24 protein-coding genes and 2 pseudogenes are annotated in these 25,423 nt (G+C 39.0%); 17 read left to right on the top strand and 9 right to left on the bottom strand.

Annotation, left to right across the window (positions count from 1 at the left end; genetic code table 11):
• The first annotated feature begins 52 nt into the window (after positions 1-52).
• The 5 genes and pseudogenes from ntdP to FD29_RS09870 all read left to right on the top strand — a co-directional run bounded on the left by ntdP (position 53) and on the right by FD29_RS09870 (position 4,258).
• Positions 53-586, top strand: a complete 534-nt coding sequence (gene ntdP, locus FD29_RS09890; protein WP_057880898.1) for a nucleoside tri-diphosphate phosphatase — start codon at positions 53-55, stop codon at positions 584-586.
• A 642-nt stretch (positions 587-1,228) separates the two neighbouring features.
• On the top strand, positions 1,229-2,239 hold the full coding sequence (locus tag FD29_RS09885) for an aldo/keto reductase (RefSeq protein WP_057888770.1): 1,011 nt from the start codon (positions 1,229-1,231) through the stop codon (positions 2,237-2,239).
• 10 nt (positions 2,240-2,249) lie between these two features.
• Positions 2,250-3,143, top strand: a complete 894-nt coding sequence (locus FD29_RS09880) for an amidohydrolase family protein (protein WP_057888769.1) — start codon at positions 2,250-2,252, stop codon at positions 3,141-3,143.
• A 98-nt stretch (positions 3,144-3,241) separates the two neighbouring features.
• Positions 3,242-3,795: pseudogene (locus FD29_RS09875) on the top strand (histidine phosphatase family protein).
• Positions 3,796-3,868: 73 nt separating this feature from the next.
• Positions 3,869-4,258, top strand: a complete 390-nt coding sequence (locus tag FD29_RS09870) for a hypothetical protein (protein WP_057888768.1) — start codon at positions 3,869-3,871, stop codon at positions 4,256-4,258.
• A gap of 16 nt (positions 4,259-4,274) precedes the next feature.
• On the opposite strand, the gene FD29_RS09865 is transcribed toward FD29_RS09870, so the two are convergent.
• From FD29_RS09865 to FD29_RS09830, 8 genes and pseudogenes are all read right to left on the bottom strand, one after another.
• On the bottom strand, positions 4,275-5,030 hold the full coding sequence (locus tag FD29_RS09865) for an amino acid ABC transporter ATP-binding protein (protein ID WP_057888767.1): 756 nt from the start codon (positions 5,028-5,030) through the stop codon (positions 4,275-4,277).
• Positions 5,030-5,714: pseudogene (locus tag FD29_RS09860) on the bottom strand (amino acid ABC transporter permease). The gene FD29_RS09865 and the pseudogene FD29_RS09860 overlap by 1 nt, the downstream one beginning before the upstream one ends.
• 31 nt (positions 5,715-5,745) lie before the next feature.
• On the bottom strand, positions 5,746-6,534 hold the full coding sequence (locus FD29_RS09855; RefSeq protein WP_057888766.1) for a transporter substrate-binding domain-containing protein: 789 nt from the start codon (positions 6,532-6,534) through the stop codon (positions 5,746-5,748).
• A gap of 90 nt (positions 6,535-6,624) precedes the next feature.
• Positions 6,625-7,416 carry a transporter substrate-binding domain-containing protein gene (locus tag FD29_RS09850; protein WP_371862713.1) on the bottom strand — a complete coding sequence of 264 codons (792 nt, stop codon included), beginning with the start codon at positions 7,414-7,416 and terminating at the stop codon, positions 6,625-6,627.
• A 72-nt stretch (positions 7,417-7,488) separates the two neighbouring features.
• The gene (locus tag FD29_RS09845) at positions 7,489-8,226 is read right to left on the bottom strand and encodes an amino acid ABC transporter ATP-binding protein (protein ID WP_057888764.1); all 738 of its coding nucleotides are present in this window, start codon (positions 8,224-8,226) and stop codon (positions 7,489-7,491) included.
• Positions 8,219-8,908, bottom strand: coding sequence for an amino acid ABC transporter permease (locus tag FD29_RS09840; protein ID WP_057888763.1), 690 nt, complete (start codon positions 8,906-8,908; stop codon positions 8,219-8,221). Before FD29_RS09840 ends, FD29_RS09845 begins: the two co-directional genes overlap by 8 nt.
• Positions 8,889-9,548 (bottom strand): amino acid ABC transporter permease, encoded by a 660-nt coding sequence (locus tag FD29_RS09835; RefSeq protein WP_057888762.1) that lies wholly within the window; start codon positions 9,546-9,548, stop codon positions 8,889-8,891. Before FD29_RS09835 ends, FD29_RS09840 begins: the two co-directional genes overlap by 20 nt.
• Positions 9,549-9,812: 264 nt before the next feature.
• A complete protein-coding gene (locus FD29_RS09830) occupies positions 9,813-10,274 on the bottom strand; it encodes a hypothetical protein (protein WP_057888761.1) in 462 nt (153 codons plus the stop codon).
• A 130-nt stretch (positions 10,275-10,404) separates the two neighbouring features.
• Between FD29_RS09830 and FD29_RS09825 the strand changes: the two genes are divergently transcribed.
• The 4 genes from FD29_RS09825 to brnQ all read left to right on the top strand — a co-directional run bounded on the left by FD29_RS09825 (position 10,405) and on the right by brnQ (position 16,369).
• Positions 10,405-11,757 (top strand): hemolysin family protein, encoded by a 1,353-nt coding sequence (locus FD29_RS09825; RefSeq protein ID WP_057888760.1) that lies wholly within the window; start codon positions 10,405-10,407, stop codon positions 11,755-11,757.
• 124 nt (positions 11,758-11,881) lie between these two features.
• Entirely contained in the window at positions 11,882-13,459 is a 1,578-nt protein-coding gene (locus FD29_RS09820) for a peptide chain release factor 3 (protein ID WP_057888759.1), read from the top strand.
• Between the two features lie 406 nt (positions 13,460-13,865).
• Positions 13,866-14,879 carry a glycoside hydrolase family 73 protein gene (locus FD29_RS09815; RefSeq protein WP_057888758.1) on the top strand — a complete coding sequence of 338 codons (1,014 nt, stop codon included), beginning with the start codon at positions 13,866-13,868 and terminating at the stop codon, positions 14,877-14,879.
• A 134-nt stretch (positions 14,880-15,013) separates the two neighbouring features.
• Complete coding sequence (brnQ, locus tag FD29_RS09810) at positions 15,014-16,369, top strand: branched-chain amino acid transport system II carrier protein (RefSeq protein WP_057888757.1); 1,356 nt, start codon at positions 15,014-15,016, stop codon at positions 16,367-16,369.
• Positions 16,370-16,396: 27 nt separating this feature from the next.
• Here brnQ and FD29_RS09805 read toward each other — a convergent pair whose 3' ends face one another.
• Entirely contained in the window at positions 16,397-17,341 is a 945-nt protein-coding gene (locus FD29_RS09805) for a sugar-binding transcriptional regulator (protein WP_057888756.1), read from the bottom strand.
• 178 nt (positions 17,342-17,519) lie between these two features.
• Here FD29_RS09805 and FD29_RS09800 point away from each other — a divergent pair, with 178 nt between their 5' ends.
• The 8 genes from FD29_RS09800 to citG are packed head-to-tail and all read left to right on the top strand — an operon-like array spanning position 17,520 to position 25,084.
• Positions 17,520-18,668: an NAD(P)-dependent malic enzyme gene (locus FD29_RS09800; protein ID WP_057888755.1), complete on the top strand. Its 1,149-nt coding sequence runs from the start codon at positions 17,520-17,522 to the stop codon at positions 18,666-18,668.
• 45 nt (positions 18,669-18,713) lie between these two features.
• Complete coding sequence (locus FD29_RS09795) at positions 18,714-19,988, top strand: 2-hydroxycarboxylate transporter family protein (protein WP_371862714.1); 1,275 nt, start codon at positions 18,714-18,716, stop codon at positions 19,986-19,988.
• A gap of 10 nt (positions 19,989-19,998) precedes the next feature.
• Positions 19,999-21,009 (top strand): [citrate (pro-3S)-lyase] ligase, encoded by a 1,011-nt coding sequence (gene citC, locus FD29_RS09790; protein ID WP_057888754.1) that lies wholly within the window; start codon positions 19,999-20,001, stop codon positions 21,007-21,009.
• Positions 20,999-21,292, top strand: coding sequence for a citrate lyase acyl carrier protein (citD, locus tag FD29_RS09785; RefSeq protein ID WP_057888753.1), 294 nt, complete (start codon positions 20,999-21,001; stop codon positions 21,290-21,292). The genes citC and citD overlap by 11 nt, the downstream gene beginning before the upstream one ends.
• Complete coding sequence (gene citE, locus FD29_RS09780; RefSeq protein WP_057888752.1) at positions 21,292-22,194, top strand: citrate (pro-3S)-lyase subunit beta; 903 nt, start codon at positions 21,292-21,294, stop codon at positions 22,192-22,194. The genes citD and citE overlap by 1 nt, the downstream gene beginning before the upstream one ends.
• On the top strand, positions 22,184-23,725 hold the full coding sequence (citF, locus tag FD29_RS09775; protein WP_057888751.1) for a citrate lyase subunit alpha: 1,542 nt from the start codon (positions 22,184-22,186) through the stop codon (positions 23,723-23,725). The genes citE and citF overlap by 11 nt, the downstream gene beginning before the upstream one ends.
• 10 nt (positions 23,726-23,735) lie before the next feature.
• A complete protein-coding gene (citX, locus tag FD29_RS09770; RefSeq protein ID WP_057888750.1) occupies positions 23,736-24,281 on the top strand; it encodes a citrate lyase holo-[acyl-carrier protein] synthase in 546 nt (181 codons plus the stop codon).
• Positions 24,272-25,084 carry a triphosphoribosyl-dephospho-CoA synthase CitG gene (gene citG / locus FD29_RS09765; protein WP_057888749.1) on the top strand — a complete coding sequence of 271 codons (813 nt, stop codon included), beginning with the start codon at positions 24,272-24,274 and terminating at the stop codon, positions 25,082-25,084. The genes citX and citG overlap by 10 nt, the downstream gene beginning before the upstream one ends.
• The last annotated feature ends 339 nt before the right edge of the window (positions 25,085-25,423 follow it).

The raw sequence follows: 25,423 nt of genomic DNA, 5'->3' as shown, positions 1-25,423 counted from the left end.
CTCTGGTATAATTTTTTTGGATAAGAATTAGATTCGAGAAAGCTGGTACGTTATGCAAATTCCTAGAGAAGGGGATTACGTAGCAATCCAGAGTTATAAGCATGATGGTCATTTACATCGTACTTGGCGTGAAACAATGGTGCTAAAGACAAGTGAAAACGAAATTATTGGTTGTAATGAGAATACTCTTGTCACAGAAGCGGATGGACGTCGTTGGGTAACAAGAGAGCCCGCATTAGTCTACTTTCATAAAAAATATTGGTTCAATATTATAACTATGATAAGAGAAAGTGGCGTATCTTATTATTGCAATTTAGCGACACCGTTTGCGCTCGACAAAGAGGCCATCAAATATATTGATTATGATTTAGATGTTAAAGTTTTTCCAGATGGAGAAAAAAGACTGCTGGATGTAGACGAATACGCTGCACACAGCAAAATGTGGAATTATCCACCTGAAATAGACACGATTTTACATGATAATGTCGACGTTTTAATTGATTGGATCGATAAGGGCAAAGGACCATTTTCACAGGCTTATGTTGACCTTTGGATGCAAAGATATAAGGAACTGTCACACCATTAGGATTGCTATATCCTAGCGAGAACCGCCTGTTGGGTGGTTCTTTTTTTTACAAACTCTTAGCGACTTGTCACTTAGAGTTCGTTATGGGGTTGCGCAAGCAACCGTATACCTTGATAGTGACTTGTCGCTTAGAGTTTGTTATATGGGGTGTTGCCGAAGGCAACCTTCTGACTTATTGAAGCAATTGTTTAGGGTTTATAATGCTAATCACGATAGCAATAAAAAGTCATTACGATTGATATTCAGTTTGATTTTCAAAATGAATCCACTCATATAATACGAATATCTTCAAGTTCACTATCATAAACCAAAAGAGAACCCATTAGTCTGGAATAAAATTCTGATGGATGCTCAGCCGTGGTAGTCTCTTGGCTGGCGAACTTTGCCAGGTTAGAGACAGACAAGCTTAGAGACAATTTGAACTGTAATTGGCTCTAAGTTGCTCTCACAGCGTTCCAGCGTCCACCAGAATTTCATGGAAGACGGCAAGCAAAAAATAAACCAACATTTTTAAAAAAATTATATAACTAAAAAACATATTTATTGATTAATAATAGGTATTATACATTTCACCAATTTGGCGCCATACTAAAGATGTTCTCCTGCGAGGACGTCTATTTTTTTACGAAAGGTGAAATTTTAATGGATTATCGAAAATTAGGTAACACAGGATTAGATGTTTCACGGATTTGTTTAGGAACTATGGGCTTTGGTCGTCCAGAGTCGGGGATGTTTCCTTGGGCAGTCGATTATGATCAGAGTGAGAAAGTTATCAAGGAAGCTTTGAAGTTAGGAATTAATTTCTTCGATACCGCTAATATTTATTCACACGGCGATAGTGAAGAATATCTTGGTAAAGCTTTGAAGAAAAACGCCAACCGTGACGAAGTCGTCGTTGCCACCAAGGTTTTCTTCAGTCCATCGGATAAGCCTAACCAAGCAGGATTATCACGTAAGGCTATCATGTCGCAGATCGATCAGAGTTTGAAGCGTTTGGACATGGATTATGTCGACCTTTATATTATTCATCGCTGGGATTACAACACGCCGATCGAAGAAACTATGGAAGCTTTACACGATGTTGTCAAAGCGGGTAAAGCTAGATATATTGGAGCTTCAGCTATGTACTCATGGCAATTTGAAAAGGCTCAAGCAATTGCTAAAGAACATAATTGGACACCATTTGTTTCAATGCAAAATCACTTGAACTTGTTGTACCGTGAAGAAGAACGTGAAATGATGCCCCTTTGTGAGGACCAAAATATTGCCGTGACACCATATAGTCCTTTAGCCTCAGGACATTTGACTCGTCCAACTTGGAATTCAAAGACTAAACGTTCACAAACTGACAAAGTAGCTGTCAGCAAGTACGATCAAGCTGAAACTAATGACATGGAAATCGTCAAGCGAGTTCATGAAGTTGCTAAAAAGTACGATGCTACAATGGCTCAAGTAGCTTTGGCCTGGTTGCTACAAAAGAAACAAGTTGTCGCTCCAATTATCGGGGCAACTAAACCCGATCACTTAGCAAGCTCAGTTGACGCCTTGAAATTGAATTTGGCCGCAGACGACATTGCTTATATGGAAGAACCATATCAACCGCACGCTTTAGTCGGTGCCTTCACTAAAAAGAATAATGACTTTACTCGTTAAGGAGAAAACTATGAAAATTGATGCTTTCGCACATGTTTTGCCAGTTGGCTTGTTGAAAGAGTTACAACAGAGAGTGCCGGATATTATTGAACAAAATCCCTTCTTGAAGATTCCAGCTTTGACTGACCTAAAGTTGCGTAGGGAAAATTTTCCTGCAGATGTCAAACAAATCATTTCTAATGTTAATTTGAATCCTGAGGATTACGTCGATTCAGAAACAGCCGGAAAATTGTGTGTCGATGCTAATGATGAGCTTTTACAGTTGGTAAAAAATAATTCCGATATCTTTACCGAAGCTGTGGCAATGGTACCAATGAATAATTTGCCAAAGGCTTTGGAAATCATTGAACAGTTGCCAAACAATTTTGTGGGGATTCAGTTGTTTACTAGAGCTTTGGGCAAGTCGATTGCTGATTCTGAATTTGAAACCATCTTTGCCGCAATGGCTAAAGCTGATTTGCCGATCTTTTTGCATCCAGTCTTCGACAAACGAAAGCCAGATAACAATATTACCTTTAGTTGGGAATATGAATTGACGCAAGCTATGTATCAAATCGTCAAAGCAGGGTACTTTGAAAAGTATCCTAATCTCAAAGTTATCGTCCATCATGCCGGAGCAATGGTGCCATTTTTCGCCGGTCGAATCAAATATACGATGACAACACAAGAGTACCAAGATTTCCAGAAATTTTACGTAGATACGGCTATTTTGGGAAATCCTAAGGCCTTAGATCTAGCGGTGGATTTCTTTGGTGAAAGTCATGTCTTATTGGGAACTGATGTGCCGTTTGCCGTCATGCCTAATGGAGCAACTGAAGAAATTTTGCAGACCATTGAACAAATGAATGTTGCAGCTGATGTTAAAGAAGATATTTATAGTCGTAATGTTTTGCAGTTGATTTGATTGAAGGAACGAATAGTTACCAATTTATGTGTGATACAATTTATTTTGTTACCGCTTTCAAATAAGGAGAAATAACTTTGACAAAAACACTGTATTTAATGCGTCACGGACAAACTCTATTCAATCAATTACATAAAATTCAAGGTGCTTGCGATTCACCTTTAACACAACAAAGCATTGACGATGCTAAAAAAGTCGGCCAATATTTCAAATCAGCCGGATTGAAGTTTGACCACGCTTATTCATCTACTCAAGAGCGTGCTTCAGACACGTTGGAATTGATCACTGATCAGCCATATCAACGTTTGAAAGGAATTTCGGAGTTTTTGAGGCAGAGTCTGAGGCGTTGAATCCTAAACATCCCGGTCAAGACTCTTATGGCGACTTCTTTGTGCAATATCAAGGTGAAGCAGCCAGCGCGGTTCAAAAACGGGTGAGCGATACATTGACTAAAGTCATGCAACAAGCTGACGATGGGCAAAATGTTTTAGCTGTCAGTCACGGCGGTGCGATCCACATGTTCCTTTTGAAGTGGATGGACCCAGAAGTTAAGCGTGAAAAGGTTCATTTGGGCAACTGTGCGGTCGTCAAATTAACTTTTGCTGATGATAAATTTCACTTTGAAAAAGTGATTGATGCCTTAAATAATTAAATTTTCTATAGGAACAATCCCAAACAATTGATATCTTGCTATACTAATAAGCAGATTTTAAAGGGGGATTTTCGTGATCGTTAATAATTTATTGCCAAACCTACTTCTGTTAGCTGCATTAGTTATGACGTGCGATACTCGAATGAGATTGAAGGATGCTAAAGGTATTACAGCTTACGTGTTGATTGCGGCAGCTTTTGCAATCAAATTGCTGACGCAAACTTGGGGTCACAATATTTGGCTTGTATTATTTTTAGTAGTTCTCATTCAGAGTAATTCGTTAGTTCAAAATATGGTAACCGGCTTTCGAGAAGAATTAGGCTTTTGGCCATTTTTAGGTGTGATCCTGATAGGATTGATCGGCTTTAGAATGTTGTATGCCATGGTACGCTTGTTGTTGCCACTGGCAATCGTTATCTTATTGATCTTTTTGGTCAGTACAAAAAAATCCAGTCAACGTTAATTCGTCGACTGGATTTTTATTTTGAGATTTTACTATCATCGAAAGTGATTCCCGAAAGGAAATCTTTGATTCTCGTTGTAGGGTGATTGAAGAAATCATCCGGAGTGCCATCGAAGAGAATGTCGCTATTTTCAACGAAGACAATTTTGTCAGCAACTGAGCGGGCAAATTCCATATTGTGAGTCACGATGATCATTGATTGATCATTTTTGCTCAACTCTTCCAAAATCAATAAGACTTGTGTTTCCAATTCTGGATCCAAGGCACTAGTTGGTTCATCTAACAAAATGTATTCGGGATTCATTGCCAAAGCCCGGCAGATCGAAATACGTTGTTGTTGACCACCAGATAATTGGCTAGGATAACGATCCTTATAATCAGCTAAACCGACCGCTGCAAGCAATTTAGTAGCTTGAGCTTCAACGTCATTTTTGGAACGTTTTAAAACGGTCATTGGAGCGGTAGTTACGTTTTGGAAAACCGTCAAGTTAGGGAAGAGGTTCCAATTTTGAAAGACCATGCTAGTCTTTTTACGAAGATCGAAACTATCCTTTTTTGAAACTGGTTTACTGTAATCCAAAGTGATATCAGGAAAACTGATCGTACCACTTTCTGGACGAACTAAGAGGTCCAATGATCTTAACAAAGTAGACTTACCAGAACCAGATGGTCCTAGGATAACAGTCGTTTTACCTTCAGGAAAATCAACTGATAGATTCTTTAGAACGGTTTTATCACCGTATTTTTTAACGACATTCTTAACTGAGAGCATTAGGCTTCACTTCCTTTAACGTATTTTGAAGTTCTGCGTTCGAGATAATGTTGCAATAGTGTGAGCAACGTGCAGACAACCGCATACAAGAAAGCAGCTAATGAGTACATCAAGAGTGGTTGGAAGTTCTTGGCCGTGATCTGTTGACTGACTTGGAACATTTCCAAAATAGTGATGGAACTGGCCAAAGAAGTATCTTTTACCAAACCAATAAATGAATTGGATAGTGGTGGCAAAGCGATTCTAACAGCTTGTGGCAAGACGATTTTCATCAAAGTTTGCTTAGTCGTAAAGTTCAATGTAAAAGCAGCATCCCATTGATCTTGTGGGACTGACATCAAGGCTGAACGGATGGTTTCTGAAGCATAAGCCCCAGTGTTCATTGAGAAACCGATAACGGCAGCAATGAATGGCGATAGTTGTTGGAAGACCAAAGAAGATGATAAACAATTGAACTAGCAATGGAGTGGAACGGAACAACCAAACGTAAAAGTCCGCAATCGCACGGAGTACGAGCCAAGGATATTTGATCAGTTTGTTTTCACTCGGTTTAATAAATTTAATTAATGCGGTCAAAACGGCTAAGATCAAGCCAAAGATGAACGAGATGATTGCCAAAGGAATGGTGTACTGCAACATTGCAGAAATCATTGCTGGCAAAGATGTAATGATAGTATGCCACATGAAGTTAAAACCCCCTCAATGAGTTTAAGATTTATTTTTTAGTAATGTCTTCACCGAAGTACTTAATTGAAAGTTTCTTCATTGTGCCGTCAGCGTAAAGTTCTTTGATAGCTTTGTTGACGCGGCCACGTAGGTGAGTAGATTTCTTGTTGTAGATTGGAGCAATCTTTGATGGTTCTAGTTTGTTATCAGGAATAGTGATGTATTTCAAATCAGTACTCTTGTGACTCTTCTTCCAATATAAGAAAGCTTCCTTAGAGTTGATAGCACCAGCAACACGTCCTTGGTCGATCATTGACATGTCAGTTTGGAAATCAGCTGCAGGAACTACTTTAGCACCGAATTTTTCAGCATGGTTGTAGTTGTCAGTACCAGTACCGGCAGAAATCTTCTTACCTTTGATATCGTCAACTGAGTTGATACCTGTACCATCTTTAGTGATGATAACTGATTTTGAGTAAATGTAAGGTGTTGAGAAGATGTAGTGCTTTTGACGTGATGGATTTTCAGCCACGTTGTTTAATACTACATCAAATGTGTTTGAGTTCAAACCTGCAATTAGTGAATCCCACTTTGTAGGTACGAACTTAGCCTTTAGATCAAGTTTCTTAGCTACGGCCTTACCAAGGTCAACTTCAAAACCAGTGAGTTTACCATTATCACGGTAAGAGTATGGTGCGTAAGTACCCTCAAGACCAATAGTCAAAGTACCGGCTGTCTTAGTGTCATCATTGGCACTCTTTTTACCATTAGAGCAACCAGTCAAAACCAAGACCAAGGCTACAATTGTGGTTAAAATTAAAGCAATTCGCTTTTTCATTTTGTATATCTCCCTCTATAAATATAAAAATTCATCATTTTTTATTGTCTCATAAATTAAAGTTACGTAAAAAGAATATGACTTCTATTTTTACTTTTGAGGCAAAATAATGTCAGATGGTTTAACTTCACTACCAAAGTATGGTTTCAATTGAGCATTGTAATCATCGGTGAAGAAACCTTGTTTGTTTAATTTAGTGATCTCTTTATTAGTCCAGTTAAGTAGTGACTTGTTACCTTTCTTAACAGCAGGTGAAACATATTGCTTAGGTCCGATACTCTTGATTCCAACCGTGTAAGTTGGGTTGTTCTTGACCCAGGCATAAAGATACGAGTTGTCATCAGCTAGAGCTACACCACGATTATTCTTTAAGGCGTTGAATTGTTGCGTCTTGGAATCAAATTTTAAGAGATCAACCTTTGGCTGTTTAGAAGTGAAGTAGTTTTCGGCGGTCGTACCTTTAGTAACAATCAAGTTCTTACCTTGAAGTTGTGAAGCTGAGGTGATGGCTTTGTCTTTTGGTGAAATAACTCCCACAGAGACTTTCATATATGGTTTAGCAAAGTCAACGATACCTTTACGTTCAGGTGTGACGGTGAAATTAGCTAAAACGATATCGACTTTATCAGAGTTCAAAGCATCAACTCGATTATTGGCATTAACTTGAACAAACTTAGGTTTTACACCGAGGTCCTTAGCAATTTTACGAGCCAAAGTAACATCGTAGCCGACACGTTGGCCATCTTTATTGACCCAGCCGTAAGGAGGTAAGTCGCCGAAGACAGCAATTCTAATTGTGCCACGTTTTTTGATGGCCGCAACACTACTGTTGTTATCGGAACTGGCTGAACTACTATTGCCACAGCCAGCTAGAACCAACATTAAACTAGCGATAAGACTGATAATTGCAATGGTTCTGATCCATATTTTTCTCATAATAATAATCCCCTTAATTTAAAAATTCATACTCTCTAAAAATTCTTTGGCACGCGTTGTTTGTGGATGGTCGAAGAACTGATTTCCCGGTGTATCTTCTAAGATTTTGCCATCTTGGAGAAATAACACCCGGTCGGCAACTTGTTTAGCAAAGTCCATTTCGTGAGTCACGATGATCATCGTCATATCATCTTGGTCAGCGAGGTCACGGATGATATTTAACACGCCTCGAACCATTTCTGGATCCAGTGAAGCTGTTACTTCATCAAATAACATGAATTCAGGATGGAGAGCTAAAGCTCTGACAATAGCAATACGTTGTTTTTGTCCACCGGATAATTGTCGAGGGTAGGAATCTTCGTAATCAAGCAAGTCGACTTTTTTCAACAAGGCGCGTGCTTGGGCGATAACTTCTTCTTTAGCACGTTTTTGGACTTTCGTGGGTCCTAAGATGATATTGTCCATGACGGTCAAATTAGGGAAGAGGTCATAACTTTGAAAGACCATCCCAATTTTTTGCCGAAGGGTTTGCCAATTTTTATCATTTGGAACCACTTTCTTTCCATTAAAAGTGATTGTCCCGGATTGATATTTTTCCAAACCGTTCAAAGTTCTGATCAAAGTACTCTTACCAGATCCAGATGGACCAAGGAGGGTAACCACTTCACCTTTCGCAATGGAAAAGTTAATGTCATGTAAAACAGGTTGCTTTTGATAGGATTTATCTAAATGTTCTACTTTTAAAACCTCAGTCATTGATATTCTCCATTCTCTTTTGTTCTAAGCGATTGGCCCACCAAGATAGTGGGTAGTCGATTAAGAAATATAATAGGAAGATTAATCCATAAACCCAGAAAACACCGGTTGGATAATGTTGATTGTTAGCTTCGATGATTTGTTGACCGATATTGATAACATCCATTACGCTGATCAACATCAATAAAGAAGTTGTCTTGATGATTCTGGTGATCAAATTGATGGTTGCTGGTAGTTCTAGGGTAAAGGCTTGTGGAATCAAGATGTAACGATAGAGTTGATATCTTGAAAGCCCAATTGCCAGGCCTGATTCACGTTGATGTTTAGGTACGGAGATCAAGGCTCCACGTACGATATCACTCATTTCGGCAGCCATCCATAAGGCGAAGACTAATGTTGCCATCTGTGGTCCCGGTAAGTGGATATTCATTTGCCGTGGCAAAATATAATAGAATAAAAAGAGAAGCACAGTCGTTGGTACGATCCGGAAAAACTCTAAATACAGGCGCAAAACTAAGCGTAAGAGTGGATTATGAAAAGTTCTTAAAACACCCAAGATAATCCCTAAGATCAGACCGATAATGATGGCCACTGCAGCTATTTGAACTGTAGTCCACAAGCCTCCCAACAGACGTGTGAAGTTGGTGCCTTCAAATAGTACGTTAATTCCCGAATGTGCCATAACGAACCCTCTTTTCTAAAAATGTCAAAATAATTGAGAGTGGAATCAAGATGATGGCATAAGCAATTACTAAGACGAATAAGTATTCATTGGAATTGTAGTAAAGTCCAATCAGATCCATTGCTGTATTAGTTAGCTCTGGAATGGCGATGACGGTGAAAATCGATGTTTCTTTGATCAAAAAGATGATGTTAGCCGCTAGAGCCGGAACGCTTAAAGCAAATCCTTGTGGAAAGACCACATAACGAGCTAATTGCCAATTATTGAGGCCAATAGCTTTACCAGACTCAATTTGATTTTTCTTAACGCCGTTGAAACCCCCCGTAAAACCAGAAGCCATGTAACTGCCACCTAAGAAAATTAAGCCGATAATGCCACACAATTGAGCACTGATTTTAATGCCAATAGCTGGAAAGGCGTAGTATAAGAAAAATAACTGAATCAATAGTGGTGTGTTACGTGAAATCTCCACGTAGATAGCAACGATTCGTTGTAAGACCGGTATTTTAAAATATTTAATTAGGCTACTAGCCAGTCCCACAATGATCGAACCGATAATACCGACCAGTGATAAGTAAAGCGTTAACTCGAATCCTTTTTGAAACATCGGTAAACTTTGTTTAATGATTTCCCAATTCATTTCCCCTGTATTTCCCTTCTAAGTAGGTCTAAAAGCACAAAAAAAGCGGGGCTGACTAATGTCAACTCCGCTTGATAGTTTTTAGTTTTCACTACTTGATTATCAATTGAGTGGTATTAGACATGCTGAAAAAGTATAGTAATGTTCGTTCATTACTACACAACAACATGATTCAACTTGTTTTTGATTAAAATTCAACATGTCCGATTCCTCCTGCAATTAAGTTGTCTCAAATTTACAATTAAAAATTTGAGAAGTCAAGGTTTATTTCTTTTTTTCTGTATAAATCGATAATGATTCGAATTCCAAATATGAGGCCAATGTCAGTGATATCACTAAAACAAGTACCAACCAGCCAAGCGTTCTACCCAAAACGATCGTTAGTGGCATGAACTTAGCAACTAAGTAAATACTTAACATCGACAGACAGAAGTCGACTGCCAAATTGGCTCCGATAACTACTTTGCTACGTTCAAGAATAAAGAAGTTCAGCAAGCTCTTTAAGATTTTACGTGTCGAACTACGATACATGATCAAAACTGGACGTTGAGCGATAACTTTGACCGCAAACATTCCAAAGGCGCCCACGATGCCACCGACGATAATTCTCCATGTCAGTGCGTGCAAGACGAGTGAGTTATATGAGACCCCAATGATCGATAAACAGAGAACATAAGGAATGATAAAGAAGAGTAGGTAGATCACAGCAATTTTTTTATTAGACATATTAGAATACTCCCTATATACTGATATTCTTATTTTAGCATTAAAAAGCCTTATTGTTGAATACATTAACACCTGTTATAATTGTTTTGTTTCTATTCTAATTTTACTAATGAAAGAGAGTGCGAGTTAAATGAGTGGTGACTCTTCTGGAGCGTCGCTGTCCGGACAGCTGATTTTAATAATTGTTTTAACAATGTTGAATGCATTTTTTGCAGCCGGCGAAATGGCGATTGTTTCTTTAAATAAAACGTCGGTTGAGGAGAAGGCTAAAAGTAGCAAGAAAGCCAAGAAAATCTTACAATTGATCAATGAACCAAACAAATTCTTATCAACGATCCAAGTGGCAATCACTTTGGCAGGTTTCTTATCATCTGCCAGTGCCGCAACGACTTTGAGTGCAGGTTTGGAAAATTTGATGGGAAGTTTTCCTGGTAGCCGGGAAGTGTCCATTGTGGTCATAACGATAGTTTTGTCGTTTATCACTTTGGTTTTGGGAGAATTATATCCCAAAAGAGTAGCGTTACAACGCCCATATGAAGTGGCAAGTTTTACACAACCATTGATTGGATTGTTCGGTTGGTTATTAAAACCGTTCGTCTGGTTGTTGAATATCACGATCATTGGTCTGATGAAGATCACACCGATCGATTTCAGCCAAAAGGACGAGCCAACAACTCGTAACGAAATGATTGCGACCTTACGAAAGTCGCGGAATAATGGTTCGATCAATTCGGATGAGTACCAAATGCTTCAAGGAATTATCCGCTTTGGCGACAAAACAGCGCGAGAAATAATGGTTCCTAGAACCGATACTTTTATGATCGATATCAATGATTCGGTCGATGAAAACATCGATGCTATCTTGAACCAACCATATTCAAGAATTCCTATTTATGGTGGCGACAAGGATAATATTATCGGTATTATTCATATCAAGGACTTATTGAAGAAGTCCCGTGAAGTTGGTTTTGAAAATATCAGCCTCAAGAGCTTGATGAAGGAGCCATTGTTCGTTCCTGAAGCTACTAATATTGATAGTTTATTAGTAAAGATGCGTAGTACCCAAACACAGATCGCCATGGTCGTTGATGAATATGGTGGAATCGTTGGGTTAGCTACGATCGAAGATATCTTGGAAGAAATCGTCGGTGAGATCGATGATGAGTACGATGACGTAACCAAGAATTTCCAAAGATTGGGAGCCAACAAGTTCTCAGTTACTGGTTTGATGACAATCGAAGATTTTGATGATCTGTTTGAAGAAGAAATCAAAGTTGACGATGTCGATACGATCGCCGGTTATTTAATTATGAATATCGGTGAAATACCTGATGCAAAACATCCCAAATCGTTTAAACTAGATGATGGCATTGTAATTACATCTGGTGAGTTGAATGGTTCACGAATCGAAAATGTTATCGTGACCGTTCCAGACGACAAATTAAAGAATGTAACTACTAACATGTACAAAAAGGAATACTGATGTATTTCTTTTTTTTCGAGGAAAATTATGTTGTAAATATATTACCTGATATATCCAATATTGAATTTTTACTTATATATGGAGGAAAAGTGTTCCAAAGAAATTTGCAAGCACTTAAATAAAAATGGATCAAAAACAATTAGAACAAGAAGTAAACAAACGTAGAACCTTTGCCATCATCTCTCACCCGGATGCTGGTAAGACAACAATTACAGAACAAATGCTTTATTTTGGTGGAGTTATTCGTTCCGCTGGTACTGTTAAAGCTAAGAAGTCTGGTCAATTTGCTACATCTGACTGGATGGAGATCGAAAAGAAACGTGGTATTTCCGTTACCAGTTCAGTTATGCAATTCCACTATCGTGACAAGGATATCAACATTTTGGATACCCCAGGACACGAAGATTTCTCTGAAGATACTTACCGTACTTTGATGGCGGTTGATGCGGCTGTCATGGTTATCGACTCGGCCAAAGGTATCGAACCACAAACTAAGAAATTATTTAAGGTTGTTAAAAAACGTGGTATTCCTATCTTCACTTTCATGAACAAATTGGACCGTGATGGTCGTGATCCGTTGGATCTGATCGCTGAACTTGAAGAACTGCTCAATATCGAAGGCTGTGCTATGAACTGGCCTATTGGTATGGGTAAGGAACTAAAAGGGTTATACGATATTCGTAACAGCCGTTTGGAACTTTACCGAAAAGATGGCGACGACCGCTTCTTACCATTGAACAAGGATGGCCAATTGGCTGAACACAATCCAATCGAAGATGAGAGTGTTTACGAACAAGCTCTTGGTGAAGTTGATTTGATCAAAGAAGCTGGTAATCAATTTGACTTGAAAAAGATCATGGCTGGTAATCAAACACCTGTCTTCTTTGGTTCAGCTTTGACAAACTTCGGAGTTGAAACCTTCTTGAACAGCTTTTTGGATATGGCTCCAGCTCCAGCTGCGCATAAGGAACAAGATAGTGATGAAGTTGTTAAACCAGATGATCCTGAATTTTCAGCGTTCGTCTTCAAGATCCAAGCTAATATGAACCCTAATCACCGTGATAGAATTGCTTTCGTCAGAATTTGTTCCGGTGAATTCGTTCGAGGAATGGATGTTACCTTGAATCGGACCGGCAAAGTGATGCGTTTGAACAATGCGACTGAGTTCATGTCTGACCAAAGAGAAACTGTTAAGACAGCCGTAGCTGGAGATATTGTTGGTTTGTACGATACGGGTAATTTCCAAATTGGCGATACGATCTATTCTGGTAAAAAGGCCGTTCAATTCGAAGATTTGCCACAATTTACTCCCGAAATGTTCATGGAAGTTCAAGCTAAAAACGTTATGAAACAAAAATCCTTCCACAAGGGAATGCAACAACTAGTTCAAGAAGGTGCCGTTCAGTTGTACAAGAAATACACAACTAACGACTACATCTTAGGTGCCGTTGGTCAACTACAATTTGAAGTCTTCCAATTCAGAATGAAGAACGAATATAACTGTGATGTTATTATGAAACCAATCGGCTCAAGAATTGCTCGTTGGGTCGACCCAGAACAACTTGATCAATCGATGTCTTCAACTAGAAATATGCTTGTGAAAGATTTGGATGATAAGCCATTGTTCTTATTTGAAAATAAATTTGCTGAGAACTGGTTTGTAAGTAAATATCCAGATGTTAAGTTAAGTTCAAAATTATAGGAAATCGCTGAATAGCGGTTTTTTTTATTGTAAAATTTTGTTGGTAGTGTAAAAACTCACAATTAAAAGGAGGCCTAAGGAAACGTTCAATAAGGCTCGAAACGCGTGACAGCAGGGGATTTTAAACGATTAATGAAAAAATAATTCAAACTACCAATTATTCTTTAAATATTAAGTCAAAATAGTTATTCAATTTGATAAGGAAAAAAGCCTTAAAAAAAGAATATAACTATTATTTAATGATAAGAATTCTTTAGATTCTTAAGGAATTCTTTAAGTCAAGAGACAAAAAATTACAATTTATTTTCGAATGTTTAATTCTTGTTACAAAATCCGAGTTTTATTGAAACTACTTTTTTTAAATAGTAGTCTATAACTAGATTATTTATTAAGGGGAAACCATTCTATGTCTAAAAAAACTCTACTCACTAGTGCTTTAGTACTTAGCACTTTAGCCGCAACTGCTGCTCCTTCAGTAGTATCAGCTGCTACAACTAATGATGCAGACTCAGCTACATCTCAAACAAGTACAGAACAAGTAAGTAATAAATCACAAGATAACAAATCAAACATCATTGCCGGATCAGACGTAAAAAAGGCTGATACAACTGTTGCTAACTCAGCTACTGTTCAAGCAGCTAGTGAAACTTCAGCAACTGCTTCAAATACTACTGCAATTATTCAAGCAGCTTCAGGAATCACATCAGCTCAACAACAAGCTTTCTTGAACTCTGCTGTACCAATGGCTCGAAAAGCTGCTAATCAATATGGTGTTTATACTTCTGTTATGTTGGCACAAGCTATCCTTGAAAGTGCTTGGGGTACATCTACTCTAGCTACTCAAGGTCACAATTTGTTTGGTATCAAGGGTGATTACAACGGTTCATACGTAACTATGCCTACAGCCGAATGGAGTGCTTCAGCCGGTTGGTACACAATCAATGCTAACTTCAGAAAGTACCCAAGCTACTACGAATCATTTGCTGACAATGGTAACAAATTGCGCAACGGTGTTTCATGGAATTCAAGTTATTACAGTGGTACATGGAAAGAAAACACAAGTTCATACAAGGACGCTACTGCTTGGTTGCAAGGTAGATATGCCACAGCACCTAACTATGCATCTTCATTGAACAACTTGATCCAAACATACAACTTGACTCAATACGACAATGCTAGTGGCAGTGCCGAAACAAATGGTAGTTCACAAACAAACAACCACAGTATTACTGTTAACAATCCTAACGCTTCATACGTTAGATTAGTTTCATTTAACAGTGACGGCTCAACTTCATTGATCGGTAACCGTGCCTTGGCAAATAACACACCTTGGTACACTGATCAAACACGGACATACAATGGTCACACATATTACCGTGTTGCTACAACTGAATGGGTTGAAGATACTTATCTAGCTTAATGCAATAAAAAAATAGAATTGATCCATTTTGGATTAGTTCTATTTTTTTTGTCTAATTAGTTGTCATGGAAGCAGTTACTCGCTTATTATATTTAGATGGACTTTATGCAAAAATAAGAGAGTGAAATAAATAAATGAATGAAAAATTAACGTGGAGAAATTTATTCTTTATCGGATCAATGTTGTTTGGACTGTTTTTCGGTGCTGGTAATCTGATTTTTCCAGTCTTCTTAGGTCAACAAGCCGGTAGCAACGTCTTTTACGCTATTATTGGACTGTTGATCACCGGGGTAGGCTTGCCACTTTTAGGTGTAGCCAGTATGGGGATGACCGGCTCCAACAGTGTTTTCGACTTGGCGGGCAAAGTGAATCGTCCTTACGCTTATGGATTTACGATTTTGCTGTATTTAACGATGGGACCATTCTTTGCGATTCCCCGGTTAGCAACGATTTCGTTTCAACTAGGAATAGCTCCGTTTGTCGGACGTGGCAGTCAAAAAATGGTTTTGCTGATCTTTTCGGCTATTTTCTTTATCGTAACTATTTTATTAGCTAGAAAGCCAAGTAAGTTAATGACTTATGTTGGCAAGTGGTTAACGCCAATTTTCTTGGTATTGTTGGGGATATTGGTTGTAACGGCCTTTATCAAACCAATGGGGAGTTTAAATGTTGCTCCGCACGGACAATATGTGAAATCACCAGTCTTGACCGGATTTACAGAAGGCTATAATACGATGGACGCTTTAGCTTCGTTGGCCTTTGGAGTTGTCGTGATCGATACGATCAAATCACTAGGCGTTAAACATCCCGGTCAAATTGCTAAGGATACGATCCGTTCAGGCTTGATCAGTGTGGTTTTGATGGGAATTATCTACGCTTTCTTAGCTCTGATTGGAACGATGAGTGTCAATAAATTGCCGCTGGCAGCCAATGGTGGCGTGACTTTGGCTCAAGTGTTCAATTACTACTTTGGTTCATTTGGTAGTTTATTGTTAGCTTTGATAGCTATTATTGCTTGTTTGAAAACCTCGATTGGCTTGACGTCGGCTTTCGGTGAGACAGCCAAAGAGATGTTTCCTAAGTTTAATTATCAGTGGGTTTTGATTTTTGCCAGTGGTTTGTCATTTTTAGTAGCCAATATTGGTTTGACTAGATTAATCAACTATTCAACGCCAGTTTTGATGTTCTTGTATCCGTTGGCAATGGTCTTGATCATCATTGCCGTTTTGGAACCATTGATTGGCGATTCTAAGTGGATCTATAATATTACGACTTTGTTCACAGTGATCCCAGCCTTGTTTGCTGGATTGGATGCTTTGCCAAGTGCTTTAAAACAGACTGGCTTCGTTCAAGAAATTTTAAGTTGGAATAACTATTTGCCATTGGCACAACTCAGTTTGGGTTGGGTAGTTCCAGCAGTAGTTGGTTTAGTGATAGGTCTAATAGTTAGTAAAGTAAACAAAAGCGATATAAAAACAGGTCTCGAATAATTTCGAGGCCTGTTTTTTTGTGAAAAATTATAATTCAGCCAAAACTTTATTAGCTGTTGGTTCATTCAAAATTACGTCAGTAAAGTAATCGCCTTGTAAAGCTGCATTTAAAGCTGATGATTTGAACTTGTCGTTGACGATAGCGACCCTAGTAGGAACTTCTAACACTTTTTTGAAATTGATACCAAAGACTTTGTCATCTTCCTGACTGACGAGCAACTTACCATTTTTGTCGATTGGCCGACCATAAACTAATGCCGCAATTGAATTGGGATTGACGTCAGGGAACAAGATGTTTTTACTGCTGTCCCAAGAGTCGATACTGTTGAGCGAATCAAGCGTTCCAACACTCGTGAAAATCAGATCCAATTGTTGAGCGGTAGCCAAAGTAGGTTGAATAGCTGGTTCCAATGAGAGCAGCCGTCTGACTTCCTTATTAATGATGTAAAGTGGGGCATCGATGGTTAAGTATTTACCATTGTAGCGAGTGGCAACTTTTTGGACCATGCGCATCGAACCGGCCAGTGAATTGTGCTTACCATTTTCACCGATGAATTGGGTAAAAACCATATTGTCTTTAGCCGATGTTTGGAATGAATCGATGACGTGATAGATCGTGTCTCCCCAAGTTAAACCGATGATTTTTTTGCCGTCAATCAAATCTTGTAAATATTTGGCGGAAAAGGAATAAAAGCGGTCATTTTCGTGAGCAATGTCTTCAGTATTCTTCAAAACGTAAAAATTAGGATTGGGGAAGGCTGATTTGAGTCGACTTTCAAGGTCATGACTTCGTGAAAAAGGTGAACTAATACTAATTGTCACAATTTTTTTGTCGACTGCTTCATTCAAGTATTTGGAAATTTTGTAACGACTGATATTGTACTTTGCGGAGATCTCACCCAAATTTAAATGGTTTAAATAGTAGTCTTGAGCCAAATCTACTAAAAGCGAAGTGCTTTCTTCCTGAGCCATAATATATCTCTCCTTCTATTAATATATAAATTACCTTATTTATCATCTGATTTCAATTTTTAAAGTTTGTGAACTTTGTGAAACTATTTACATTTTTTTAAAATATAGAGTAGTATACGAATTGAAAAATGTTAAATAAGAACGATATTTTTTAAATATTTTAAAAGAGGCGACACCTATGGATATGGAATTAGTTAAAAAAATACATAAAGATCATACCGGTGTTCTTCAAATTGATGGAGAATTACCCGTATCGACAATGGAGGAATTGGGCGAAGCTTATACACCCGGCGTTGCTGAAATCAGTAAGATCATCGCTAAGAACCACGATTTAGCACAAGAATACACCGTCAGTGGTAAGTTAGTGGCTATCATTACCGATGGCTCGGCCGTTTTAGGCTTAGGTGATATTGGACCTCAAGGTGGCTTGCCTGTTATTGAAGGTAAAGCTCTATTGTACAAACGCTTATCCAATGTTAATGCGATTCCTTTGGCTTTAGACCAAGTTGACGTTGATGAATTCGTCCAAACAGTTGTTAATATCAGCAAGAGTTTTGCAGGGATTCACTTGGAGGATATCGCCGCTCCCAGATGTTTTGAAATCGAACAAAAGTTAGCTGAAAAATTGGACATCCCTGTTTATCACGATGATCAAGAAGGAACAGCTATCGTTGTTTTAGCTGGTTTGATCAATGCAGCTAAAGTAGTCAACAAAGATCTTAAAGATTTGAAAGTCGTTATCAATGGTGTCGGCGCTTCTGGTCTCGCTACTGCGGAATTATTGTACAAGAGCGGCATCAAAAATATCGTTCTAGTTGACCAAAAAGGTGTCATCAATAGTAAAGAAACTAGTTTGAATGATTACCAATATGATTTGATGAAGAGAATTGGTCTTAAATCAGACGCCAAAACGTTAGCTGACGCAATGAAGGGTGCTGATGCCTTCGTTGGTCTTTCCGTTGGCGGTTTAGTTACTAAAGAAATGGTTGCTTCAATGGATAAAGGAATCGTCTTTGCGCTTGCTAATCCAAAACCTGAGATCGAACCAGAACTTGCTAAAGAAGCTGGAGCAGTTGTTGTTGCCACTGGTAGTTCACAACATCCTAACCAAGTAAACAACATCCTAGCTTTCCCAGGTCTATTCAGAGGATTGCTAGAAAATCATGTCGACCACTTCAGTACCGAAATGGAAGCTAGCGTGGCACATGGTTTGGCATCAATGATCAGTGATCCTAAACCTGAAAAGATCATTCCTGGAGTTTTTGATAAGAACGTTGTTAAGACCGTTTCAGATGCAGTTACAAACTTTGTAAAAAATGAGGGGTAAATCATGCAAATAAACTCGGTTCCTGATGGAGATCAACCAAAAAATATCTTTCAGAAATTTATGGCTTTAAATATCGGAATTGTACCAATGCCACTTTATCTACTATTATTAGTAGCTTATGTTTTATTGACAGTTACGAACCAAATGCCCAACGATATGATTGGTGCTATCGGAATTATGACGTTGTTTTCTTTCATCCTTGAAGAAGTTGGGAAACACATTCCTGTTTTAAATTCTTTAGGTGGAAAAGTTTTAGTCGTTACCTTTTTACCATCTTACTTGGTTTATATGAATTGGTTACCAAGCAGTACTACTAAAGTCGTAACCAGTTTTATGAACAATAATAATTTTCTAGCCGTTTTCATTGCTCTTTTGATCGTTGGTAGTATTTCAGCCATGAACCGAAAGACTTTGATTCAAGCTAGTATGCGGATCATCGTCGTTCTTTTGATCTGTGAAGTTGTTGGGATGGGAGTCGGCATGTTACTTGGACTTTCAGCTTATAAGTCATACTTCTTCATTGTTGCACCAATTATGGCCGGTGGTGTCGGTGAAGGTGCTTTGCCATTGTCACTAGGTTATGCCGCTATTATTTCCATGGGTCAACAAGATATCTTTGCTCAAATCTTGCCATGCGTTATGTTAGGAAGTTTAGTCGCTGTTATCGAAGCCGGTATCTTGAGACAAATCGGTGTTTGGAAACCCAATTTGACTGGTAATGGCCGTTTGGTTGAATCAGATGAGAACGCTGATGAACTTGGCAGCCTTTCTTCAAAGTCAGATACAGCCAACATTACTAAGATGCTCGTTTCTGGTATTTTAGCTATTACGCTTTACATGCTTGGTGTTTACGTCAATTCTGTTATTCACTTGCCAGCCCCAATCGTTCTTTTGATCGTCGTAATGGTTGCTAAGATGCTCGGCTGGATCCCTGATTCAGTTCAAGAAGGTGGAAAGTCCCTTTACAGTTTGACAGTTAAAGGTATCTCACCACTTCTATTGTTCGGGGTCGGTGTTGCGATGACGCCTTGGAAGTCATTAGTAACTGTCTTCACGAATGTACCAATGTTGATCACAATTTTCATTACTGTAACAGCTATCGTTGCCGCTGCTTTCTTCAGTGCCAAAATGTTGAATATGTACCCAGTCGATACAGCGATTGCCGTTTCATGTTGTTCTGGTCAAGGTGGTACAGGTGCTTTAGCAATTCTTGCTGCTGGGGATCGGATGAACTTGATGCCATTTGCGCAAGTTGCCGTACGTTTAGGTGGTGCTATCACCGTTACACTATCAATTTTCCTAATGAGATTCTTTGCTTAGGAGTGAGACTTTGGATACAACAACTTTGAATTTGCAAGATCCATATTATTACCAACAGTGGAAAGGCCTGATTCAATCTGAGGGTCTTTTTATTGAGAGTCTTGATGATATCACCGAGACCCTTGGTATTTACGAAGGAGACCAGTTGATCGCGACGGGTTCTTACTATGAAAATGTGCTTAAATACTTGGCCATTGCCCCAGATTTTCAAGGTGGCAATACCTTCAACAAGTTAGTTTCAACGTTGATCAATGAATTGGCTACGCAAAATATTTTTCATATCTTCGTCTTTACCAAACCGCAGTACCAACAGAGTTTTAAATATTTAGGGTTCAAAGTCGTCGCTCAAACCGAATATTCGACTCTTTTAGAAACGGGCGACTATTCGATCGACCAATATATTGCCAGTTTGCCAAAAGTTTCCGGTCAGAATATTTCAGCTATCGTGATGAATGCCAATCCCTTTACTTTGGGACACCGCTATTTGATTGAACAAGCTAGTAAAGTGAGTGATTACGTCTATGTTTTCGTAGTCAGTCAAGATGCTTCTTTGTTCAAAACAAGTGAGCGAATGGAATTGATCAAAGCTGGCATTAAAGACTTAACCAATGTCAAAGTTGTCAACGGTGGTCAATACATGGTCAGTTTTGTCACGTTCCCGGCTTATTTCATCAAGAGTCGAGCTGACGTAGCGACTTATCAAACCAAACTCGACGCTGAAGTGTTCAAACGGATTGCTAATGGTTTGCATATCAACAAACGGTTTGTCGGTAGCGAACCATATTCACCAACGACTGAAATTTATAACCAATCAATGGAGAGTGTTTTGCCACCCGAAGTTGACTTGGAGATTTTGGATCGTAAAGCAATCGGTTCCGACATCATCAGCGCTACCAAAGTTCGCCAAGCCATCGAAAAAGAAGACCTGACAACTGTTCAAAAGTATGTTCCTGAAACAACCTTTACGTTTATTAAGAATAATTTACAGACACTATTAAGGAGGATCAATGATGGAAATTAAGCACACAGCACTAGCCGGAACTTTGGAATCTAGTGACATCCAATTCACACTTTCAAAAGGTACAGGCGTTGAGATCAATCTCGATTCACAAGTTGAAAAACAATTTGGCAATCAGATCAGAAAGGTGATCACAGACTTATTGAAGGATTACGACATCACTGATGTTAACGTTCGGGCCGTCGATAAGGGAGCCTTGGATTGTACGATCAAAGCTCGTTTGATTGCTGCTATTCAACGTGCTACTGATACACAGAATCAACCTAATTGGGAGGTACTTGGATAATGGAACGTTTGAGAAGAACTATGATGTTTGTTCCTGGTAACAACCCAGCAATGATCAAGGATGCTGGTATCTATGGAGCAGATTCAATTATGTTTGATCTAGAAGATTCAGTTTCGTTAACTGAAAAAGACACTGCTAGAATGTTGGTCTTTGAAGCTTTACAAAACGTTGATTATGGCAATTCAGAACTTGTTGTCAGAATCAATGGCCTCGACACAGAAATGGGTAAGGCTGATATTTACGCAATGGTCAAAGCCGGCGTTGAAGTTATCCGTTTGCCTAAGACTGAAACTCCTGACGATGTTGTCGAAACTGAAAAAGTCATCGCTGAAGCTGAAAAATTCTTTGGCATTGAAAATGGCCGTACACACATGATGGCTGCCATCGAAAGTGCTGAAGGTGTCTTGAATGCTCCAGCAATTGCGAAAGCATCTGATCGTTTGATCGGTATTGCCTTAGGTGCCGAAGATTACGTCACAATGATGAAGACTCACAGATACCCTGATGGGGCTGAACTTTCCTTCGCCCGTAACATGATCTTGCATGGTGCTCGTGCTGCTGGAATTGCTGCCTTTGATACTGTCTACTCAGATGTCGACAATACTGAAGGTTTCAATCACGAAGTAGAAATTATTCATGAACTTGGTTTTGACGGTAAATCAGTTATCAATCCTCGTCAAATCCCATTAGTTAATGCGATTTATGCACCAAGCGACAAAGAAATTAGAAATGCCAAAGATGTTTTGAACGCCATTGAAGAAGCTCACAAGAAAGGCTCAGGGGTTATTTCTCTACGTGGTAAGATGGTCGACAAGCCCGTCGTTGCCCGTGCCCAAAGAACTATGGCTTTAGCTAAAGCTTCAAATCTAGTTGACGAGGACGGTAATATTTATGCTAAATAAAGTAAATCGTGAAATTCCTGACGATATTTTAAAAGATAAAAATTACAAACCATTTACAACAACTGAAATCGGTGATCCCGAAACAACTTATGTTGCTCACCAAGTAAAAGTTTCTCAAGGCGACAATAAATTAGTTGATTCAATTCCCGAAGTGATCGGAAAAACTGGTTTGAAGAATGGGATGACAATTTCTTTCCATCACCACTTCCGTGAAGGCGATTTTGTCTTCAACATGGTCATGCAAGAAATCATCAACGAAGGCTTCCAAGATTTAACTTTGGCCCCAAGTTCATTGACTAACGTTATGAACGACATGGTTATCAAAGCTATCAAGGCTGGTACGATCTCACATATCACTTCATCTGGTATGCGTGGCGAACTCGGTGATTTCATTTCTCACGGTGGTTTAAAGGATCCTGTTGTGCTTCGTTCGCATGGTAACCGTGCTCGTGCAATCGAAAATGGCGATATCAAAATTGACGTTGCTTTCTTGGGTGTACCAAATGCCGATGCTGTTGGTAATGCCAATGCCATTCACGGTGACGCTGTCTTTGGTTCAATGGGTTACTCATTGATGGATGCCAAATACGCTGATAAAGTTGTCTTGTTGACTGACACTATCATGCCTTATCCAAATACGCCAGCAAGTATCAAACAAACTCAAGTTGACTATGTTGTCAAAGTTGATAAAGTCGGTGATCCCGACAAGATCGGTTCTGGAGCAACTCGTTTCACTAAGGATCCTAAGGAATTAAAGATTGCCGAAATGGTCAACCAAGTAATCACACATTCACAATACTTCAAAGATGGTTTCAGTTTCCAAACTGGTTCCGGTGGTGCTGCTCTTGCTGTCAGCCGTTATCTTAGAAAGTCAATGCTTGAAAAAAACATCAAGGCATCATTTGCTTTGGGTGGGATTACTAAACCAACCGTTGATCTACTTGAAGAAGGTCTTGTAAGTAAGATTTTGGATGTACAAGATTTCGATAAAGGCGCTGCAGCCAGCATGGCTAACAACGAAAACCAACAAGAAATAGATTCATCATGGTATGCCGATCCATACAACAAGGGTGCTGCTGTTAACCAACTAGACGTATGTATCTTGTCAGCACTTGAAATCGATACTAAATTCAATGTCAACGTTATGACTGGTTCTGACGGTGTACTCCGTGGGGCTATCGGTGGTCACCAAGATGCTGCTAATGCTAAGTTGACGATCATTTCAGCTCCACTTGTCCGTGGTAGAATTGCTACCGTTGTACCAGACGTTACAACGGTTGTTACACCTGGTGACAGTATCGACGTACTTGTTACGGAAGTTGGTATTGCTATCAATCCTAAACGTAAAGATTTAATTGAAGCTTTGAAGAATGTTCCTGGTGTTCCAGTTTACACGATCGAAGAACTTCAAAAACGTGCTGAGGCTGTCGTCGGCACACCAGAACCACTTGAATTTACTGACAGACCAGTTGCTTTGATCGAATACCGTGATGGTAGTTTGATCGATACAGTTTACCAAGTTAAAGACTAGGAGTGAGATTATGATTGATTTATTTTCTGAAGGTATTGAGCAAGACATCGCTCATGTGTTACAAAATCGTGATGCCAGAGTTATGGAACAAAAATTGCTCTTTAAAAAAGTAAAAGACAATCAATCATTGATCAACGCCAAATTGAATATTCCTGGACCAATCAAGAACAATTACTATCTGATGTCGGTGTTTCGGTGGGGGCTGGAACAGTTTTTGAGAGGGATGTCAGTTAGTTATCAGTTGATTTGGGATGTTTCTACCGGTCCAGAAGCTTTTGTAATAATTGATGCACAATCCAGTAGTGTTAAAGAAAACGCAACCAAGTTCGAAGATCATAACGAATTTGGTAGACTATTTGATATTGATGTTTTAATATTAAAAAATGAAACCTTGCATCCGTTGAGTCGCAGTGACTTCAAGGAACCTGAGCGCAAATGTCTGATTTGTGATAAGCCAGCCAAAGTATGTGCTCGGAGTCGAACTCACAGCGTGGCCGAAATGCAAGCATACATAAATAAATTAATTAATAATAATTTGGAGTTTTCATGGAATTAAGTACACATTTAACTAATGCTGCACTGAAAGCTCTGTTGTACGAAGTAGACGTCCAACCTAAACCAGGGTTAGTTGATCCTGTTGATCACGCAACCCATTTAGATATGGACGTTTTTACTTTCATCGACAGCGCCATTTCATTGCAACCATATTTTAAGAGATTTGTTCAAACAGGAATCGACTTTGATGGGGATGACTTGACTGAGTTATTCAAAGCGATTCGCCCGATAGGTATAGAAGCCGAAAAGGCCATGTATGAAGCTACTGGTGGAACCAATACGCACAAAGGTGCCATTTTCTCTTTGGGAATTTTACTAGCAGCTGGTGGATATGATCAAAACAATATGCGCCAAGTCGTTGAGAAAATGTTGCGTGGTTTGACTGAACACGACTTCAAGGACCTTGATAAGAAAAGGGAACTGACCAATGGTGAACGAATGTATCTGCAATATGGTATCACTGGCATTCGTGGCGAGGCTGAAAAGGGTTATCCGGTTGTTTTTGAAAAATCATTGCCATATTTAAAAGCTCATTTTGGCAACGATTTTGGAACAGTTTTATTGGATACTTTGATGGTCATCGTCTCGGAATCGTATGATTCAAATGTGGTTAAACATGGTAACTTGGAATCGTTAGAAAATATTCAAAAATACGCTGAAAATATTTTGGCTGAAGGTGGCTGCAGTCATCCTGAAGGTCGAGAAACCTTAGATGATATGAATAGTTACTGCAACGAGAACGATCTCAGCCTTGGTGGCAGTGCCGATTTGTTGATCATTACGATTTTCTTGTTTTTGATTTAAAGAATTGAAGATAGAGGTGGTTGAAATATGCCGCCTTCCGATCAAAAGCTGATTGGGCTGGAACGTAGTGAGCACGACTTGGAGCCAATTTAAAAATTGTCTTCAAGCTCGGCAGTAATCTAAGCCAGCACAGTACGCTAGCTAAGATTAAACCACTACTGAGCCCATCAGCTTTTGCTCTCCAGGCTAGGGTTTTCGTTGTTTAGTTGGGATATATAATATTTGAGTAAAAATCATTTGTTTTTTAAATAGTTTTAAATAGAAGAAGACCGTAATTCCTAAGTTAATGCGTTGGCACCTGTCAAGTTGACGTTTGAAATAATATAAATTTGAATAGTG

The organism is Companilactobacillus mindensis DSM 14500, assembly GCF_001434275.1.
Taxonomy (GTDB): domain Bacteria; phylum Bacillota; class Bacilli; order Lactobacillales; family Lactobacillaceae; genus Companilactobacillus; species Companilactobacillus mindensis.
The sequence above is the reverse complement of the archived record's forward strand: the minus strand, read 5'-3'. Positions and strand labels throughout refer to the sequence as shown.